Source organism: Halocatena marina (assembly GCF_023276375.1).
GTDB classification, from domain to species: domain Archaea; phylum Halobacteriota; class Halobacteria; order Halobacteriales; family Haloarculaceae; genus Halocatena; species Halocatena marina.
Genome location: NZ_JALLPK010000001.1, coordinates 102,353 through 119,918, shown reverse-complemented (window position 1 = coordinate 119,918; position 17,566 = coordinate 102,353). Strand labels below are relative to the sequence as shown.

Annotated in this window: 19 protein-coding genes; 15 read left to right on the top strand and 4 right to left on the bottom strand. The window is 56.9% G+C overall.

Annotation, left to right across the window (positions count from 1 at the left end):
• Positions 1-109: 109 nt before the first annotated feature.
• From MW898_RS00635 to MW898_RS00620, 4 genes are all read left to right on the top strand, one after another.
• A complete protein-coding gene (locus tag MW898_RS00635) occupies positions 110-700 on the top strand; it encodes a GNAT family N-acetyltransferase (protein ID WP_248903629.1) in 591 nt (196 codons plus the stop codon).
• A 74-nt stretch (positions 701-774) separates the two neighbouring features.
• On the top strand, positions 775-1,011 hold the full coding sequence (locus MW898_RS00630) for a hypothetical protein (RefSeq protein WP_248903627.1): 237 nt from the start codon (positions 775-777) through the stop codon (positions 1,009-1,011).
• A 75-nt stretch (positions 1,012-1,086) separates the two neighbouring features.
• Positions 1,087-2,007 (top strand): ABC transporter ATP-binding protein, encoded by a 921-nt coding sequence (locus tag MW898_RS00625; protein ID WP_248903625.1) that lies wholly within the window; start codon positions 1,087-1,089, stop codon positions 2,005-2,007.
• Positions 2,004-2,843 carry an ABC transporter permease gene (locus MW898_RS00620; protein WP_248903623.1) on the top strand — a complete coding sequence of 280 codons (840 nt, stop codon included), beginning with the start codon at positions 2,004-2,006 and terminating at the stop codon, positions 2,841-2,843. The genes MW898_RS00625 and MW898_RS00620 overlap by 4 nt, the downstream gene beginning before the upstream one ends.
• Positions 2,844-2,876: 33 nt before the next feature.
• Here the strand turns inward: MW898_RS00620 and MW898_RS00615 are convergent, their stop codons facing one another.
• On the bottom strand, positions 2,877-3,338 hold the full coding sequence (locus MW898_RS00615) for a universal stress protein (protein ID WP_248903621.1): 462 nt from the start codon (positions 3,336-3,338) through the stop codon (positions 2,877-2,879).
• Between the two features lie 260 nt (positions 3,339-3,598).
• Between MW898_RS00615 and MW898_RS00610 the strand changes: the two genes are divergently transcribed.
• The 4 genes from MW898_RS00610 to MW898_RS00595 all read left to right on the top strand — a co-directional run bounded on the left by MW898_RS00610 (position 3,599) and on the right by MW898_RS00595 (position 6,655).
• Positions 3,599-4,627: a Gfo/Idh/MocA family protein gene (locus MW898_RS00610; RefSeq protein ID WP_248903620.1), complete on the top strand. Its 1,029-nt coding sequence runs from the start codon at positions 3,599-3,601 to the stop codon at positions 4,625-4,627.
• A 110-nt stretch (positions 4,628-4,737) separates the two neighbouring features.
• Complete coding sequence (gcvT, locus tag MW898_RS00605; RefSeq protein ID WP_248903618.1) at positions 4,738-5,814, top strand: glycine cleavage system aminomethyltransferase GcvT; 1,077 nt, start codon at positions 4,738-4,740, stop codon at positions 5,812-5,814.
• On the top strand, positions 5,814-6,203 hold the full coding sequence (gene gcvH / locus MW898_RS00600) for a glycine cleavage system protein GcvH (RefSeq protein ID WP_248903616.1): 390 nt from the start codon (positions 5,814-5,816) through the stop codon (positions 6,201-6,203). The genes gcvT and gcvH overlap by 1 nt, the downstream gene beginning before the upstream one ends.
• An 89-nt stretch (positions 6,204-6,292) precedes the next feature.
• Positions 6,293-6,655, top strand: coding sequence for a DUF7471 family protein (locus MW898_RS00595; RefSeq protein ID WP_248903614.1), 363 nt, complete (start codon positions 6,293-6,295; stop codon positions 6,653-6,655).
• Between the two features lie 11 nt (positions 6,656-6,666).
• Here MW898_RS00595 and hemA read toward each other — a convergent pair whose 3' ends face one another.
• The 3 genes from hemA to ahbB are packed head-to-tail and all read right to left on the bottom strand — an operon-like array spanning position 6,667 to position 9,727.
• On the bottom strand, positions 6,667-8,025 hold the full coding sequence (gene hemA / locus MW898_RS00590) for a glutamyl-tRNA reductase (protein ID WP_248903612.1): 1,359 nt from the start codon (positions 8,023-8,025) through the stop codon (positions 6,667-6,669).
• Positions 8,022-8,660: a precorrin-2 dehydrogenase/sirohydrochlorin ferrochelatase family protein gene (locus MW898_RS00585; RefSeq protein ID WP_248903610.1), complete on the bottom strand. Its 639-nt coding sequence runs from the start codon at positions 8,658-8,660 to the stop codon at positions 8,022-8,024. Before MW898_RS00585 ends, hemA begins: the two co-directional genes overlap by 4 nt.
• The gene (ahbB, locus tag MW898_RS00580) at positions 8,657-9,727 is read right to left on the bottom strand and encodes a siroheme decarboxylase subunit beta (protein WP_248903608.1); all 1,071 of its coding nucleotides are present in this window, start codon (positions 9,725-9,727) and stop codon (positions 8,657-8,659) included. The genes MW898_RS00585 and ahbB overlap by 4 nt, the downstream gene beginning before the upstream one ends.
• Before the next feature lie 83 nt (positions 9,728-9,810).
• On the opposite strand from ahbB, the gene MW898_RS00575 reads away from it, so the two are divergent.
• From MW898_RS00575 to MW898_RS00545, 7 genes are all read left to right on the top strand, one after another.
• The gene (locus MW898_RS00575; protein ID WP_248903607.1) at positions 9,811-9,978 is read left to right on the top strand and encodes a hypothetical protein; all 168 of its coding nucleotides are present in this window, start codon (positions 9,811-9,813) and stop codon (positions 9,976-9,978) included.
• A gap of 94 nt (positions 9,979-10,072) precedes the next feature.
• A complete protein-coding gene (gene hutU / locus MW898_RS00570; RefSeq protein ID WP_248903606.1) occupies positions 10,073-11,815 on the top strand; it encodes a urocanate hydratase in 1,743 nt (580 codons plus the stop codon).
• Positions 11,812-12,726, top strand: a complete 915-nt coding sequence (hutG, locus tag MW898_RS00565) for a formimidoylglutamase (protein WP_248903604.1) — start codon at positions 11,812-11,814, stop codon at positions 12,724-12,726. Before hutU ends, hutG begins: the two co-directional genes overlap by 4 nt.
• Positions 12,723-13,940, top strand: coding sequence for an imidazolonepropionase (hutI, locus tag MW898_RS00560; protein WP_248903602.1), 1,218 nt, complete (start codon positions 12,723-12,725; stop codon positions 13,938-13,940). Before hutG ends, hutI begins: the two co-directional genes overlap by 4 nt.
• Positions 13,930-15,474, top strand: a complete 1,545-nt coding sequence (hutH, locus tag MW898_RS00555) for a histidine ammonia-lyase (protein WP_248903600.1) — start codon at positions 13,930-13,932, stop codon at positions 15,472-15,474. The genes hutI and hutH overlap by 11 nt, the downstream gene beginning before the upstream one ends.
• A gap of 135 nt (positions 15,475-15,609) precedes the next feature.
• Positions 15,610-16,014 (top strand): plastocyanin/azurin family copper-binding protein, encoded by a 405-nt coding sequence (locus MW898_RS00550; protein ID WP_248903598.1) that lies wholly within the window; start codon positions 15,610-15,612, stop codon positions 16,012-16,014.
• Positions 16,015-16,055: 41 nt separating this feature from the next.
• Positions 16,056-17,540, top strand: coding sequence for a sulfite oxidase (locus MW898_RS00545; protein ID WP_248903596.1), 1,485 nt, complete (start codon positions 16,056-16,058; stop codon positions 17,538-17,540).
• The last annotated feature ends 26 nt before the right edge of the window (positions 17,541-17,566 follow it).

Genomic DNA, 17,566 nt, shown 5'->3' with positions numbered 1-17,566 from the left:
CAGGTCGACACGAACTCATCGTCACGATCCTCCATCATACTCAGTGATGTGTGTCACCACACGACAATCCTGCCGAACGCTTTTCGCTGTCTCACGATACGTCGTGTGTATGTTTCCCGAAACCATCGAGACCGACCGTCTTCGGCTCGAACAGCTCACGATGGAGCACTTATTCGAGTTATACGATCACACTTCGGTCGACGCTCCGGCGATCGACGAAATCACGCAGTACGTCACGTGGTCGCCAAATCGGTCGCTCAAAGAAACGCGATCGTTCATCGAAGAACAGGAGACACAGTGGGAGAAGGGCGAGGAGGCGACCTATGTCGTGTACCCACGAGAAGAAGAGGACAATGCCGGCGAGTTCGGTGGCTGCACCGGACTCAGTATCGACTGGTCCCGCCGAACCGGTCAACTCGGGTTCTGGTTGCGCAAGCCGCTCTGGGGTCGTGGCTACTCACATGAACGAGCGACAGCACTCATCGCTCTCGCGTTCGATCGGCTCGACCTCGATCTCGTGACCGTCAACCATCACCCGGACAACGAACAATCAGCGCGCGCAATTCAGAAATACGTCGAAGCACACGGCGGCCGCCGTGACGGCTACCTGCGTAACCACCTCGTCTATCAGGACGGCACTGTCGCCGACGAAGTTCGATATAGCATCGCACGAGAAGAATACGACGCGAATAAGAGCTGAAAACGTGCGCTCAACCGGCGTCGCTTGATCATGCCAGCAGCATCCCTACAAAGACAGCGTTTCTAATTGTTTTCATGAGCGATGAAAAAACCGACCGCCAGCGCAGACACGAACAGGAACACGAACGTGACGTGACCCTCGCCAAGGAGAAAGAAGATGAAGCCGAGGAAGACGAGAACGAAGAGATTGCTCGTGAGCACCGAGACGAGCAGAAAAAAGAGGAAGACCGCAGATCAGCGGTCCGTGAGAAGGAAGCCGAAAAACAGGAGAATATCGACAACCACCGCGACGAAAAACCATTTGAAAGTTAACTACAAACGAATCGAGAATCTAACTAGACGGAGGGAAACACTTACTGTTATAATCCGCGAGGCTGAACGGCCAGTATGGCCTCCATAGAATTAGACGGCGTAACCAAACGCTTTGGTAACGTCACCGCCCTGAATAATTTAGATCTTACAGTAAATGAAGGAGAAATATACGGTTTTTTAGGTCCAAACGGAGCTGGAAAATCGACGACGATCAACATCTTACTCGATTTCGTGCGGCCGACGTCTGGAAACGTTCAGGTTCTTGGCCATGATGCACACGAAGAGAGCGTCGCAGTTCGCCAGCGCGTGGGCGTGCTCCCGGACGGATATCACGTGTACGACCGACTCACTGGGCGCAAACACCTCCAATTTGCCATCGATTCGAAAGAAGCAAACGATGATCCGGACGCGATTCTCGAACGCGTCGGCATCGCCGACGATGGCGATCGGAAGGCTGGTGGGTACTCGAAAGGGATGAAACAGCGGCTCGTCCTCGGAATGGCGCTTGTCGGTAAGCCTGATCTTCTCATTCTCGATGAGCCATCGACGGGACTCGATCCCTCCGGAGCGCGCGAAATGCGCGAGATCATCCGTCAGGAGCGCGACCGGGGCGCAGCTGTGTTCTTTTCGAGTCACATCCTCGGTCAGGTCGATGCAGTGTGTGATCGGGTCGGCATTCTCCGTGAAGGGGAACTCGTTGCAGAGGACACGGTCAGTGGGCTCCGAAACGCGGTTAGCACCGGATCGACACTGGTGGTCAACGTCGATCATGTTCCCAATGACATCAAAGGTCGGCTCCAAGCACTCACTGGTGTGTCGAGCGTCACTGTAGATGATACAGTCATCAAGATCGATACGAATAACGGATCGAAATCGGCGGTGTTGACCACGATCGAAGAGAGTGGCGTGAATGTCGAGGACTTCTCGACGAGAGACGCGTCGCTCGAAGATCTGTTCATTGCGTATACGAGCGACAAACAGGAGGTGACAGCATGAGCTGGTCCGTCATCGCGGAGAAGGACTTTCAGGACGCCATCCGTTCGAAAGTGCTGTGGGGGCTATCAGTACTGTTCATCCTTTTTGCGGCCGGTGCCGCGTTTGCGTACTCTCAGATTCAAGGCCTCCAGCAGGGAGGCCCGGGTCTATCCTCTATCGGCCTCCTCAACTTCCTCCAAGGTCCAGTTGGATTCCTCGTGCCAATTATTGGGTTACTGCTGGGATATAAAGCACTCTCTGGAGAAGTCGAGACAGGAAGCATCAAGCTACTGCTTTCGCTCCCGCACAATCGTACGAACGTTATTCTCGGTAAACTTCTGGGGCGGACGTCTGTCCTTGCGATATCAGCTGTCGTCGGATTCGCCGCGGCGACGGTCGTCCTTCTCGCATTCTATCCGGAGCTTTCACCGGTCAGCTACGGTCTATTCATTCTGTTGACCATTGTGTTCGGTGCAGTCTACGTGAGCATTGGGCTCGGAATTTCTGCACTGACGAAATCCACATCGAAAGCCGCAGCCGGAATCTTCGGGATGTTTATTCTTTTCAACGTACTGTGGCAGTGGATTGGATTCGGAATCCACTATGTCCTCAATGGAACTATCTTCTTCCGACAACCACCAGACTGGTTCTTGTTATTTATTCGGCTGAGCCCTAACGGTGCGTTCAATGGCACCCTCAGTGTGCTACTCGATCCAACAAACCCAATGGCGAATATGATGTCCCAAAGCGGCGATCCGTTCTACCTGTCTGCGTGGTTTGCGTTCCTCATCCTGCTCTGTTGGATTGCCCTCCCGATCGGGTTCGGTAACCTCCGATTCCAGCGCCTGGATCTATAACCTTCATAACAACTTCATTTTCACTGTGGACAGTCACTCTGGTAGTGACGAAGACGACACTGGACGGGTGGTGATCGGACCCGAAAACGAGCGTGAGAGAACGTCGAGTGGGTCGGACGAGAATCGTCGGTACCACGGTCGTCGGAGGCGGGGCATGAATAGATGCTCACAGTCGTACTCGCGGGCCAACCGCTGGATCTCCCGCTGAAGCGAACCGATCCGCCCAACGCACCGATACGCGACAGACATCCCTCGAAGTGCCTCAGTAGCGACAGTTCTGGCGATTAACGCAGCGCGGTCTTGGGCCTGTGTGAGTGAATACTCACCATCCCACGTATCGAAGGCAGCGTATGATTGTTGGCGGCGAGCAAACGACGACTCGGGGACAATGTGGGCCACGATGAGAGACTGATCGGTACTCGCTGCATACGAACCAGCATCACACACGATTCGATCAGATTCCCCATCAGGGAATCCGACAGCGAGAACACTCATCGCCAGTCACCGAAAAACGGCATCACACATAGATACACATCTTGACATTCTGTTGTATGTTCCATAGTCAGGAAGTATCCTCAACAAAGAGACGAGGAAAACCATCATATGCCTGTGCCATAAGCGGACTGTAAGTGAACGTGATGTCGACGGTTGAAACACAATTACGGACATAAGTATGAAAATTTAGATGCATTATTTTCCCAGCAATCTGTGTACAGATCAGTAGACATAAGCAGTTACCGGAAGTGTACCAAGCGATGAACGGAAATGGAACACTGCGGCTTGGTATCGTTGGTGGTGGATATATCGGACGTTCTGTTGGCGGAGGATTCGTAGATCATCCCGATGCGACCGTCGCGGCTCTGACAGATATCGATGAGGCAGTACTCGACAGCACTGGAGAGGCGCTCGGAGTCTCCGATGCGGCTCGCTATCACGAGTACGAATCGATGCTTGAGGAAGAACAGCTCGATGCTGTTCTCGTTGGGACGCCGCACACGCTCCACTACGAGCAGGTACTCGCTGCAATGGATCGTGACCTGCACGTGCTTTGTGATAAGCCTCTAACAACAGATCTCGACCACGCACGAGAGCTTCGAGACCGGACACGTGCCAGCGATGAGGTGCTGATGATTGGCTACCAGCGTCACCTCAACCCGTCGTTCGGCGCAGTCAAAGAGCGCTGGGAGCAAAACGGCCTGACGCCGGAATGGATCACAGCCGAAATATCACAAGACTGGATCGATAGGTTCAACGACACGTGGCGTTGTAATCCGGACCTTTCGGGCGGCGGATATCTCTACGACACGGGAAGCCACCTTCTCGATGCGATTCTCTGGACGACAGGATTGACGCCGACAGCTGTCTCTGCTCAGATGACGTTCGTCGATGAAGAGCGCCGTGTAGACGACTGGGCAGACGTTACCATCGCCTTCGAGGAAGGAGCGAAAGCGTCCGTGACGACCTACGGACGAACGCCGTGCGTCCGAGAACACATTCACGTGTGGGATCAAGAGGGGTCGGTCTACGTCGATGGCGTGGATTGGAAACCGCGTGAGATGCTCGAAATTGATGCCGACAGCAGCGAACACAGCCCTGCCGTGAATCGGAGCGAGCAGCGAACGAAGGCCGAGGCGTTCATTGCGGCGATTCGTGGCGAGGAACCGCCTGCCGCAACGGCACAGGACGGACTCCGAGTCACTGCAGTGACAGAGGCAGCTTACGAATCGGCGTGGAACGACGGCGAGTGGGTCGACATCGATCCTGCAGACGTGGTAATCGACTGAAAGACACCGTTCACGGTGGATCCAGACTGTCGTGGCGGGGAGAACAGGCACGGCTCTGCTGCGTTGGACCGAGAAGCAAACGATTACATCGTTCGGCTCGTGGGTGGGATATGGTCCTACGAACGCCGCCGTTGCGCGACGTACACGCGGATCGGGGGGCGAAGTTCACGGAATTTGGCGGGTGGGATATGCCAGTGGAGTTCGATTCCATCAGGACTGAGCACGAGGCTGTCCGGGAATCAGCCGGGCTATTCGACGTCTCGCACATGGGCGAGATCGAAGTGCGTGGTCCTGATGCGACCGAACTGATGCAGCGGCTCACCACGAACGACGTACGGAAACTCTCATCTGGGGTGGGTCAGTACTCGGCGATCACCGACGAGAGCGGGATTCTCATCGACGATACAGTCGTTTACAGTCTCGATGACGGGTATCTGTTCGTTCCGAACGCTGGCCACGACGAGGAGATAGAAGAACGCTGGCGAACGCATCGGGATGAGTGGGAACTTGACTGTACAATCGAGAACACGACCGAGCAGTACGCGATGTTCGCCGTGCAAGGACCGGACAGCGTGGACCTCGTCGATTCGGCCACAGAGACCACACAAGCGATAGATAGCTTCGAAATCAAGACAGTCACCATCGATGGCATCGAGTGTCTCGCGTCTCGCACGGGGTACACAGGCGAAGATGGGTTCGAACTGATTGTGCCGTGGGACGATGCGGAGACGGTGTGGGGAGCGTTCGACTGTCAGCCCTGTGGATTAGGTGCCCGCGATACCCTCCGGCTCGAACAGGGGTTTCTCCTCTCCGGTCAGGATTTCCATCACGAAGAAAATCCCCGAACGCCGTTCGAGGCAGGAATCAGCTTCGTCGTCGCGCTCGATACGGAGTTCGTCGGACGCGACGAACTTGCTGAGCAGACAGATCCCGACGAGCAGTTCGTGGGAATCGAACTCACCGAGCGGGGAGTTCCTCGCCACGGCTACGACATCGTCGACGCCGACGAACGAATCATCGGTACCGTCACCAGTGGAACGATGAGTCCGACGCTCGAAAGGCCGATCGCACTCGGATACGTTCCCGCTGAGTATGCCGATCCGGAGACAGACGTTTGGATCGACATCCGCGGACGAGAAAAAGCAGCATACATCACGAACCCACCCTTCGAACATTCCATAGAATAATGAGCTTCGACACTCCAGACGATCTCCGATACCTAGAAACGCACGAATGGGCACGTATCGACACCGACGACGAAACTGCACGTATCGGTATCTCAGAGTTCGCACAGGATGAGCTCGGGGATATCGTATTCGTCGAGGTTCCCGACACGGGAGAAACACTGACACAACAGAAAGAATTCGGTGTTGTCGAATCCATCAAGGCCGTCTCGGATCTGTACGCCCCGCTTTCGGGAACAGTCAGCGCGGTGAACGAGGAACTGTTCGATGCACCCGAACTCGTCAACGACGATCCGTACGGTGATGGGTGGATGCTCGAACTCGAAGACATCGACACCGACAATATCGAAACGCTGCTCACGGCCAAAGAGTACGAAGAACAGATCGAGTAGCAGTCTCAACGACAAGAAGACGTTCGATTCGTTCACCAGAATCCTTTCGTCTGTTCCAGACGAATCCATCAACATCGGACAGTAACCGAATGAGCGTACCTACACTACTACACGAGGTGGTAACCGGCGTCAGCACTGATCACTCGTTGGTGCTTGTTCTCGTGCTTTCTGGTCTGGCATCTCTCAGTATACTAGCGCTTGCCGTCGCCGCCTTGATTCGCCGTCGCTCGTGGTCGTACTTGCTGGTGACGCTGGCGATCGGCATGCTCGGATTACGAGTTACGCTCGGTGGGTTGATGCTGACAGGACTCATCGATCTCGAAACACACCACCTCATCGAACACGGAGTCGACTTTCTCATGGCGGGCCTCCTACTCGCTGCGGTCTACGTTGCCCGAACGACGAACAGACCAAGTGAAAAACAAGATCGAGAACAGTACGAGCAGCGATAGAGCAAAGCAGATCAGTCGTCGCCCTGCTGGTCTACTAGTTCTTGCTTCTGTGTCCCAGACTCCTGACTGTGTGCGCGCTGCGGTCGTGATAGCGACGGGAACTGGGACTGAGATTGCGTCTGGTCACGTTCGTCGAATCTGGGATTGAACAGTTGTAGTGCAGTATTGATTGTAGACCAGTCGTCTCGTTCTGCGGCATCGCGGAGGCTCTTCGTTGGGGCAGAGAGTAGTTGACCAACGATCGCGTCAGCAAGTGATCCAACGATTTCCTGTTGTTCAGGGGAGAGTTCGCCGGTCGCTTCAAGTTGCGAGAAAGCAGTCGACAGTTCTCGTTGTTTCACACTTTCTGCAGCCTCGTACATGACAGCGATGACCTCGTCAGCACGCTTTCTCTTATATTGGGTGAGGAGCCGTTCGGTTTCCTCGTCGATCATCGCCTCAACCTCTTCGGCAGCAGCGCGCCGATTGGCGGTCGTCTCGTCAGTGATCGATTCGAGGGAAGCGAGATCGTGGCGGGTAATGCTCGGAATAGAATCTACATCAGAAGCGATATCGCGCGGCTGGGCGATATCGATGAGGAGCGTTGTGCTAGCTTCTTCGAGCATCGAACTGTCGATAACCGTCGAATCGCTCCCTGTTGCGCTCACAACAACATCGCTTTCGGCAAGCGCCGACGGCAATGCCTCGAGTCCGATGGCCTCAGCGCCATCGATCGTTCCTGCGATGTGTTCTGCGTGTGGAATGGTCCGGTTTGCGATGACGAGTTGGTCGGCCTCGGCTGCCAACGAACTGGCGGCGATCGTTCCCATTTCGCCCGCACCGACGACGAGTGCCGAAGCGTCGTCGAGATCGATATCGCGTGCGGCGAGTCGGACCGCGGCGCTTCCCAGCGATACGACGCCTTCGTTGATCTCTGTCTCAGTTCTGGCCCGTTCACCGACGTGAAGCGCCTTCGTAAGCGCTTCTTCGAGCATCGGTCCGATAGCGTCCATCGATCGAGCGCTCAGATACGCTTCGCGGAGCTGTCCGAGGATCTGATCCTCGCCGAGCACGATCGATTCGAGCCCGCAAGAGACGCGCATGAGATGCCGAAGCGATTCTTCGTGCCCGAGTTCGCGGACAGCATCAGATGGAACATCACGCACGACTGATGAGAGTGCATCGTGCCCGTCTTTGGGCGATTCAGTAACGACGTACGCCTCCGAGCGGTTGCACGTTTGGAGGCAAACGGCTTCGGTGACAGACGCGTGTTCGAGAAGCGACTCGACGACGGACGTATCACGTGTCGTACAGGCAAGTTCGATCGTATCGAGGTCTGCGTGACCGTGAGCTACGCTAAACCCACTGATGATGCCATATCCGACCGTCATTCCGTATCACCCAATTCAGCAGTAATGACTTCTCTCACTACTTGATCCGTTTTTGCACTGCCTTCACCTAAAGCCTTCCAAACGCGTTCGGATCGGACGACTGCGCGTACGGCAGCCCGTCGTTCTTCGGGTGGGTGACTGTCTTGCAACGTTGCACGGAGTGCTCCTGTGATCCGGGCTAGTTCATCTGCTCCCTCGATCTCCTGCTCAATGCGTTCTCGGAGAACGCGACTCAGCGCCGGGCTTCCAGTAGCGATGCCGACGACGATTGGATCCGCACGCACCATAGCGGGGACGGCAACGCTTCCCACGTCCCGTTCGCCCGCTCGATCTGCGCGGTTCACGAGCACAGCGCGGTCTTGGGCAGCGGCGGCGATAGCGTCGTTCAGTTCCTCGTCGTCCGTTGTGGCGACCACGAGCGCCGGTTCGATCCGGTCGATCCAGCCACCAACGTCGTTGGCAGTGGGCGCCGCACGGATGCGCTCTGCCGTTCCGAACGACGCGTCAGCGAACGTGGGACTGATGACGAACACCTCGGCTTCGTGGGCGAACGTCCGAGATCGGCGCGCACCGACGGCTCCTCCACCAAAGACGAGCACGCGGGCACCAGCGAAATCGTGCAGCAGTGGAATCACGGCGTCTGTGTATTCGTTTCCATCCGCTCGTCGAGTCGGATACCTGTTTTCTTCAACACCTGAGTTGAGAACAGCGTGTCCCAATCGGCGTCGCCGACGTCCCAGAACTCGCCCATTCGTTCGTGAACACGCTCGATGCGCGCTTGGCTCTCGCTCTCGCTGCGTCCGTGGGTCATCGCAAAGAAATTGTACGGCCATACGCCTTCGTGGCGCGGACGCTGATAGCAGTGGGTGACATATCCGAGCGAGGCGATTGCTGGTCCGACCTCACTGACAAGCTCATCTGGAACGTTCCAGACTGTCATTCCGTTTTCCGTGTAACCGAGCGCGTAGTGATTCGGAATCACGCCTACGCGTCGAATTTTTCCCTCACGATCGAACCGAGCGATCGTTTCGAGCACCCACTCTCGTGACTGACCAATGCTCTCAGCGATGTCGAGATACGGCGTTGGAGTGAGTGGAAAGCCGTCCTGAATTGTGAGTACCAGTTCGCGTTCGTCAGGCGTGATCGTCGTCCGATCGGACGGTGTCACGTCGGGGCCGGGTCCCAGTCCGGAACAGTCGATGTCGCCGTCATTAATCGGACCGTCGAGGAAGAACTTCGCCTCAACGCGGAACTCGCGCTGTTTCGGCATGTTGTACGTCTGCTGGCCGGTCTCTGATTCGATGGCATCGAGCACCTGTTCGACGCGGTCGGAATCGGCCACCGACACGACGAACCACATGTTCAGATGTGGGTGCTCTCGCTCGTAGTTGTGTGCCACCTCTCGGTGCGCGTTTACTTGCTCTGTGATCTCGTCGAACCGATCCTCAGGTGCGTGCATCGCAACGAGTGTGGCCGTCCCACCGATCTCTTCTGCGTTGACGAGCGCTCCAAACCGCGTGAGTACACCCTCATCATCGAGTGTCTTGATCCGCGAGAGGAGTTCATCAGCCGTGAGATCAATCGATCGATTCTGAAGTGCTGTTGCTGCTGGCTCGAACGGATGCTCGACGACCGGAAATCCACCCTGAAACGCGTTGATGATCGCCCGATCTGTTCGGTCCAACTGTTCGACCGTGCTCATATGCTCTCTCGACGCCATCGACTGATAAACGACGCGCTCGGACCGGCGATCACAAATACGAGACGGCTGTTTTGTACTCGCACATGAGTTCCTTTATCGTCTGCTCTCGGTGTGGAACGACAGAATCGTACGCTGATGAACACGTGGCAAGATCTGAAGGGTGGACGAATCTCTCGATCGATGGCGTCGTCGGGCCCGCGAATCAGTCTGAGTGGGCTGGACTGTGTCCCGAGTGCTCTGAAACGAGCTAATCAGTCGTTTGCTCGATACAAGCATCAGTACATAAAAAACACCCGCCATGAGGAGGTTCCTCACTCGTGTATCTGGGCGGCGTACAGTCGGGACATGGACAGACAGACAACCCGAGAGACGCCGAGCGAACAGTGGCAGGCGTTTCGAGGCTCACCAACGGGAACAGACCTCGAATGCAAGGGCTGGAGACAGGAGGCCGCCTTCCGGCTGTTGAACAACAACCTCGATCCAGAGGTGGCCGAGCGCCCGGAGGATCTCGTTGTCTATGGGGGGACCGGACGCGCTGCTCGGAGCTGGGACGCATACGACGCGATCGTGGAGGAACTCCGACAATTGGAGAACGATGAGACGCTGCTAGTGCAGTCGGGGAAGCCTGTCGGACGGTTTCGAACGCACGAGCAGGCTCCACGAGTGCTGATTGCGAATTCGAATCTCGTCGGGAAGTGGGATAACTGGGAGCAGTTCCACGAACTCGAAGCGAAGGGACTGATCATGTACGGCCAGATGACCGCTGGATCGTGGGCGTACATCGGAACGCAAGGGATCATTCAGGGCACGTACGAAACGCTCGCTGAGCTCGCTCGACAGCAGTATCAGGGAGATCTCCGTGGACGAATCGTCGTAACGGGTGGACTCGGCGGAATGGGGGGCGCACAGCCGCTCGCGGTGACGATGAACAACGGTGTCTGTATTGCTGCTGAAGTGGACGAGAGCCGGATCGACCGGCGGATCGAGACCGGCTACTGCATGGATAAAACCGAGAATCTCGACGAGGCCCTCGAGCGAGTGAAAGAGGCTGCAGAGTCGGGCGAGCCGTACAGCGTCGGCGTTCACACGAACGCCGCAGACATGCTCGAAGCGATGCTCGATCGAGATTTCATTCCGGATGTTGTCACTGACCAGACGAGCGCCCACGACGAACTTGAAGGATATTATCCGAGCGGCTACACGGTTGCGGAGGCCGACGCGCTCCGCAACGAGAATCCAGAGCAGTACGTCGAGCACTCGTTGGACACGATGGAACGGCACGTCGATGCCATCCTTGGGCTGCAAGAGAAGGGTGCGATTGCTTTCGAGTACGGAAACAACATCCGTGGACAGGTGAACGAACACCGACGGAAGGCTTCCAAATCAGACGATCGCAACCCGTTCGACTTTCCTGGGTTCGTACCGGCGTACATCCGTCCGTTGTTCTGTCAAGGTAAGGGACCGTTCCGATGGGTCGCACTTTCGGGGAATCCAGAAGACATTCATACAACGGACGAGGCAGTCCTCGAGCTCTTTCCAGAAAAAGAGCACCTCCACCGATGGATCACACTCGCACAGGATCAGGTGTCGTTTCAGGGGCTTCCGAGCCGCGTTTGTTGGCTCGGGTACCAGACCGACGATGAAGGACTCACCGAGCGCGCGCAGTTTGCGCTTTGTATCAACGAACTCGTCGCCAAAGGAGAGATCGACGCCCCGATCGTCGTTACGCGCGATCACCTCGACGCTGGCAGCGTCGCCAGCCCGCACCGCGAAACTGAAGCGATGAGAGATGGGAGCGACGCGATCGCTGACTGGCCGATCCTGAACGCGCTGCTCAACTGCGCTGCAGGCGCAGACATCGTCAGCGTTCACGACGGTGGCGGTGTTGGCATCGGGAACGCGGTACACGCCAACAACCACGTTGTGCTCGATGGGACTGATCGCGCGCGCGAGACCGCAAAGCGTGTGTTCACGACCGATCCCGGGATGGGCATCATCCGACACGCTGATGCGGGCTACGAGACAGCGCTCAAAGAAGCGACCCGATCGAACGTCCACGTCCCGATGCAACAACAAAACCGAGAATGATTGAATCAACACAATTCAGCTGGCATGGCCCGTCGAACGATCCGAACGACGAGCAGTTCGGAGATGTCGTCGAACCGACAACATTCGCCGAAGCGAACGACGACGCTGCCGTCTTGCTCGGTGAACCGACTGACCGAGCTGTAATCGGGCGGAAGGGAGCGCGCAAGGGACCGTCACAACTGCGTTCGGAACTAGCCCGAACGAAGACGCACCACTTCACGGGCGGCCCCGTCGATTCCATTGGTGATCTTGGTGACGTTGGCTTTTCCGAGGAGGCAGACGTTGCTGCGAGACAGGACACGGCAGCGTCGATCGCACGTGAGGTCCACGAGCTCGATGCTCGCCCGGTGTTTCTTGGAGGCGACAACTCGATGACATACTCGAACGTCCGTCCGTTGCTCGCGTCTGATACGGTCGGGGTCGTGAGCTTCGACGCTCACCTCGATTGTCGTGCGGGCGAGCCATCGAGCGGCACGCCCTATCGTCAACTGTTCGAGGACGGACTCGACGCGTTCGCCGTGGTTGGGGCGCGCCATTTCGAAAACTCGACCGCTTACGCAGCGTACGTCGAGGAACGGGGAACCATCATCACGGCCGAAGATGCCACAAACCCGTCTGCTGCTATCCAAGCAACACTCGATGCGATGGCAGACGTGGATCGGATCTACGTCAGTCTCGATCTCGACGTGCTGGATGCACCAGCCGCACCGGGTGTGAGCGCGCCGACACCGGGCGGACTCACGACTCGTGAACTCTATCGAATGCTTCGAGAAGTAGCTCGCGACGATCGCGTCGCTGGATTCGAAGTCGTCGAATGCGCGCCATCGCTGGATATCAACGGCCGAACTGCTATGGCAGGAGCGCGCGCTATCGCTCACGTTCTGAACGCATGGATGGGGGTTGAATCATGATCGACACGGTCATCCACGACGCTAACGAGATCGTGGTCGGACCAGCGGAGGATCGCTCAAGGCTCAAGCAGCACGAAGACGGGGCCATCGCAGTCGTCGATGGGACGATCGCTGCGGTCGGCCCGAACGATGCTGTGACGCGCGAGTATCCACCGGAGAACGCAGCGCACGCCATTGACGCGAGCGAGAAAGCAATTATTCCGGGATTCGTCGATTCACACACGCATGCGCTGTTTGCGGGAGATCGCTCCGATGAGTTCGAGGCGAAACTCAGCGGGGCGACCTATCAGGAGATTCTCGCGGAGGGTGGTGGCATCCTTCGAACGGTCCGGGCCACCCGCGAAGCGACGGATCAAGAGCTACTCGATCGGTTGCTCGGGTACTTAGACGTGATGCTCGCTCACGGTACGACTACGGTGGAAGTGAAATCCGGCTACGGATTAGATACAGAGACAGAACTCCGGATGCTGTCCATCCTCGATCGCGCCGACAAGGAGCATTCGGTCGACGTGGTTCCGACGTTCATGGGGGCACACGCAGTACCACCAGCGTACGACAGCGACGAATACACCGAAATCGTCATCGACGAGCAACTGCCAGCCGTTGTCGACCAAGACGTCGCGGAGTTCTGTGATGTCTTCTGTGAAGCGGACGTTTTCAGCGTCGAACAGTCACGCCAAATTCTCGAAGCTGGCACGGAGCACGGACTACAACCGAAGGTCCACGCCGAGGAGTTCGTTCATTTCGGGGGTGCACAGCTCGCTGCCGAACTCGAAGCGATGAGCGCAGATCACCTGCTCCACGCCGACTCCTCGGACATCAACGCACTCGATGAAGCAGGCGTCGCTCCTGTGTTGCTTCCTGGAACGGCGTTCTCGCTGGGCGCGGAATACGCCGACGCTCGTGCATTTCTCGAACAGGGCGTCTCCGTCGCGCTTGCCTCTGACTTCAATCCAAACTGTCACTCACCAAGTATGCAGTTTGCCGTCGCTCTGGGGTGTATTGGAATGGAGATGACACCCGCAGAAGCCATCGTGGCCGCGACCCACGGCGGAGCGCGCGCACTCGATCGTGATACAGGAACGCTTGAGCAGGGAGCGCCAGCCGACCTCAGTCTCATCGATGCTCCAAGCCACGTCCACATCCCATACACGTTCGGTGTCAACAACGTCGAAGCCGTCATGAAAGGAGGAGAGATAGTCTATGACCATTGAACTCGACGGTGAGTCACTAACACCGGCGGACGTTGTTGCCGTCGCACGCAAAAACGAGTCAGTAACTGTTCCCGAAGCGACCCTCGAAGCAGTGCGTTCCTCACGCGCCCGTGTTGAGCGCGTCGTCGAGAGCGAGGAGCCGGTGTACGGACTGAACACTGGATTCGGTCAGCTCGTCACCGAACGAATTCCCGAGGATGACCTCGAACGATTGCAGACGAACCTGATTCGGAGCCACGCTGCTGGTGCTGGTCGGGAGCTGAGACGAGCGGAGGTTCGTGCGCTGATGCTGACGCGGCTTAACGCGCTCGTGAAAGGCTACTCCGGTGTGCGCGAGCGGGTCGTCACCCACATCGAGACGATGTTGAACGAGGGGATTCATCCTATCGTGACCTCTCGCGGGAGCCTCGGTGCCAGCGGTGATCTCGCGCCACTCGCGCACATGTCACTCGTCCTCATCGGCGAAGGAGAGGCGATCGTCGATGGGGAACGACGTTCCGGTGAAACGGCACTTCGTGCGGCGGGTCTCGAACCGCTCTCACTCGCGGCGAAAGAGGGCCTCGCACTCATCAACGGTACGCAACTCACAGTCGGCCTCGCTGCACTCACGCTTGTGGATGCCGAACAAGCGTTGCAGGCCGCTGACGTTGCCGGTGCACTCACCACGGAAGTGACGATGGGAACAACCGCATCGTGTGATCCCGCGATCCAGCGCGTGCGTCCACACCGCGGGCAGTCGATTAGTGCAGAAAATGTGCGGAACGTGACCGAACAATCAGAGATCGTCGAGTCACACCGGAACTGCGATCGGGTTCAGGATGCGTACTCGATCCGCTGTCTCCCACAAGTTCATGGGGCGGTCCGTGATGCAGTGTCTCATCTACGGGAGGCGATCGAAGTGGAACTCAACAGCGCCACGGATAATCCCCTCATTTTCTCAGCAGCAGAGACGGACGATCGCGCGAGCGGAACCGACGACGTTGGCGTCATTTCCGGCGGTAACTTTCACGGCGAACCGCTTGGACTGCGACTCGATTACGCCACGACCGCGCTAACGGATTTGGCGGCGATCTGTGAACGCCGCGTCGATCGGTTACTCAACCCAAACGTTCAGGAAGCGCATCTACCGCCGTTTCTCACCGAGCAGAGTGGACTCCGATCGGGATACATGATTGCACAGTACACCGCCGCGTCGCTGGTGAACGAAAACCGATCTCTTGGACCGGCGTCGATCGACAACACACCCGTCAGCGGCGGACAAGAAGACCATGTCAGCATGAGCGCACAGTCTGCGTTCAACGCCCGACGGGTCGTTGAAAACACGACCAGAACGGTCGCTGTCGAACTGCTCTGTGGCGCACAGGCGCTCGAATTCGTCGATAGCGATCTCTCACCGGGAGTTGGGACTGCTCGGGCGTACGAACGCATCCGCGATCACGTACCGCCACTCAGAGAAGACCGCCCACTTCGTGAGGAAATCGAAACAGTCACACAACTGATTCGATCAGGGACGTTTATCGACGGGATATTGTAATTCCATCAATAGTTGTTGATCGGCCGACAGCACGGTGGAAGTAGGAGAATATTTCTGGTATGTGCGGTTTGGTATCCGGTCTCGTTGAACGGTCAATGTGGATATCATAGTATGATCTCTCGGAGAGATGTTCTGATGCAGACTGGCGTACTTGGCGCGTGTGTGATTAGTGGCTGTACTGGATCGTCGCCGGGGAGTGAAAAGAGCAAGAGTGAGAGTGGTTCAACGGAGGTAGCGGCTGGACCAGGGGGAGATTTCGTATTCACTCCAGAGACGGTCGAAATTTCAGTTGGAGAGACGGTGACGTGGACGTTCGAGAGCACCGGGCACAACGTGAGTGCAAAACCGAAGGACGACCCCAAAATCGAGATTCCAGATGGTGCCAAACCCTTCGCATCCTACAAAGGTCACAAAAAATACCAATTAGTTGAAAAAGGAGAGACGTACGAGCATACGTTCGAGACTGCTGGAGAATACACGTACGTCTGTACTCCACACGCAACATCAGGCATGGTTGGAACCGTGATGGTCTCCGAGTGACTCCACCTCAGAGAGCGAGTAACAAAACGGAGATTCTAAACATGACAATGAACGATATTGAAGCGAGTGAGAGAGAATCGGCCACTACGACAGACACCACTCAGGCCGAGACGAATGAGACAACATCCAATGAGCAGACCAAGCGCGAGAGGTACGTGAGTCGGCGTCGATACCTCGCAGCTGCCGGTATGGCTGTCGGAGCGAGCGTGCTCGCCGGATGCAGCCAACTTGAAGGAGGCAATCCAACGGACGGCACGCAGACACAGACACAAACGGGGACAGAAAGCGGACAGCGACCGGGATATCATACCTACGACGCTGATTCGTTGAAGGAGAAATATTCGGGATTGAAAATTTTCTCAGGGAGTCCTCCGAACGGCGAAACGGAACGCACGGACAAATATACGGAGTTCAAGACCAGTGTCGAGGATAGTTACATCAGGAGTCATTACGACTCGCCGAAGCTCACTGAGAGCGAGCACACCATCTCGTTGACCGGGAAGATTCAGGAGCAAACGGATCTTTCGATCGCGTCACTCAAATCTGATTTCTCGACGGAGACCGTCGCGCACACGATGCAGTGCGCCGGCAATGGTCGCGGCTACTTCGAGCCACAGGTCGCTGGCAGTCAGTGGACGTTCGGTGCCATGGGAACTGCGTTCTATCGAGGAACGCCCGTAAGCGAGGTGCTCGACCAATTTGGAGTAGAGAGCGACGGATATCTCGCCGTGATGGGTGCCGATGCACCCGAGGGAGAGGACGTGTTCGCACGCTCGATTCCGCTGTCAAAGGTCAGAAAAGACACGATTCTTGCGTACGAGCGTAACGGCGAGCCACTCACCGCAGAGCACGGCTTTCCGGTTCGGCTCATCGTACCCGGTTGGTACGGCTGCAACAGCGTCAAATGGGTCAACCGGATGCACGTGATGGATACGATGCTGTATGGTGAAAAGTGGGAAGAGGGAGATCAGCGCCTCTACACCCACTGGCAACAGTACTCCTACCGGATCCTTCCGGCGCAAGACTCCGAAGCGAAACAGTACAAGACGATCGACACCTTTGACACTGAGGCACAGATGACCTCCGATCAGGTCAAACACCCCTACATGTACGAGATGCTAACGAAATCCTTCGTTACCTCGCCGATCGATGGGGCCACAGTCAGTCCGAATTCAGAGGGAACGATCGATGTTCTCGGTGTTGCGTGGGCGGGCGAAGATGAGGTGAAGCAAGTTGAAGTCTCAACCGACGGCGGCAAGACGTTCTCGGAGGCCGAATTCGCGGGACCGCATCCCGGACCGACCGCGTGGCGGATGTTCAGATACGAGTGGGATGTCACACCAGGTGAGTATACGCTCGTCTCGCGAGCGACCGACGAAAACGGTCGGAGCCAACCGGCGACGATTTCGAAGCCCGATGAGAATCTCCGCCAGATCCAGAACGGGAAGTATCCGTGGAACAGGAAAGGATACGGCAATAATGCATACATGCCCGAAGCAGTCACGGTGACGGTCACGAACGGGTGACGACATAATCGAAGCGTTACCAGTGC

Coding starts and splice junctions, on each gene's coding strand:
- MW898_RS00635 (WP_248903629.1), top strand. CDS start 110: ATGTTTCCCGAAACCATCGAGACCGACCGTCTTCGGCTCGAACAGCTC.
- MW898_RS00630 (WP_248903627.1), top strand. CDS start 775: ATGAGCGATGAAAAAACCGACCGCCAGCGCAGACACGAACAGGAACAC.
- MW898_RS00625 (WP_248903625.1), top strand. CDS start 1,087: ATGGCCTCCATAGAATTAGACGGCGTAACCAAACGCTTTGGTAACGTC.
- MW898_RS00620 (WP_248903623.1), top strand. CDS start 2,004: ATGAGCTGGTCCGTCATCGCGGAGAAGGACTTTCAGGACGCCATCCGT.
- MW898_RS00615 (WP_248903621.1), bottom strand. CDS start 3,338: ATGAGTGTTCTCGCTGTCGGATTCCCTGATGGGGAATCTGATCGAATC.
- MW898_RS00610 (WP_248903620.1), top strand. CDS start 3,599: ATGAACGGAAATGGAACACTGCGGCTTGGTATCGTTGGTGGTGGATAT.
- gcvT (WP_248903618.1), top strand. CDS start 4,738: ATGGTCCTACGAACGCCGCCGTTGCGCGACGTACACGCGGATCGGGGG.
- gcvH (WP_248903616.1), top strand. CDS start 5,814: ATGAGCTTCGACACTCCAGACGATCTCCGATACCTAGAAACGCACGAA.
- MW898_RS00595 (WP_248903614.1), top strand. CDS start 6,293: ATGAGCGTACCTACACTACTACACGAGGTGGTAACCGGCGTCAGCACT.
- hemA (WP_248903612.1), bottom strand. CDS start 8,025: ATGACGGTCGGATATGGCATCATCAGTGGGTTTAGCGTAGCTCACGGT.
- ahbB (WP_248903608.1), bottom strand. CDS start 9,727: ATGAGCACGGTCGAACAGTTGGACCGAACAGATCGGGCGATCATCAAC.
- MW898_RS00575 (WP_248903607.1), top strand. CDS start 9,811: ATGAGTTCCTTTATCGTCTGCTCTCGGTGTGGAACGACAGAATCGTAC.
- hutU (WP_248903606.1), top strand. CDS start 10,073: ATGGACAGACAGACAACCCGAGAGACGCCGAGCGAACAGTGGCAGGCG.
- hutG (WP_248903604.1), top strand. CDS start 11,812: ATGATTGAATCAACACAATTCAGCTGGCATGGCCCGTCGAACGATCCG.
- hutI (WP_248903602.1), top strand. CDS start 12,723: ATGATCGACACGGTCATCCACGACGCTAACGAGATCGTGGTCGGACCA.
- hutH (WP_248903600.1), top strand. CDS start 13,930: ATGACCATTGAACTCGACGGTGAGTCACTAACACCGGCGGACGTTGTT.
- MW898_RS00550 (WP_248903598.1), top strand. CDS start 15,610: ATGCAGACTGGCGTACTTGGCGCGTGTGTGATTAGTGGCTGTACTGGA.
- MW898_RS00545 (WP_248903596.1), top strand. CDS start 16,056: ATGACAATGAACGATATTGAAGCGAGTGAGAGAGAATCGGCCACTACG.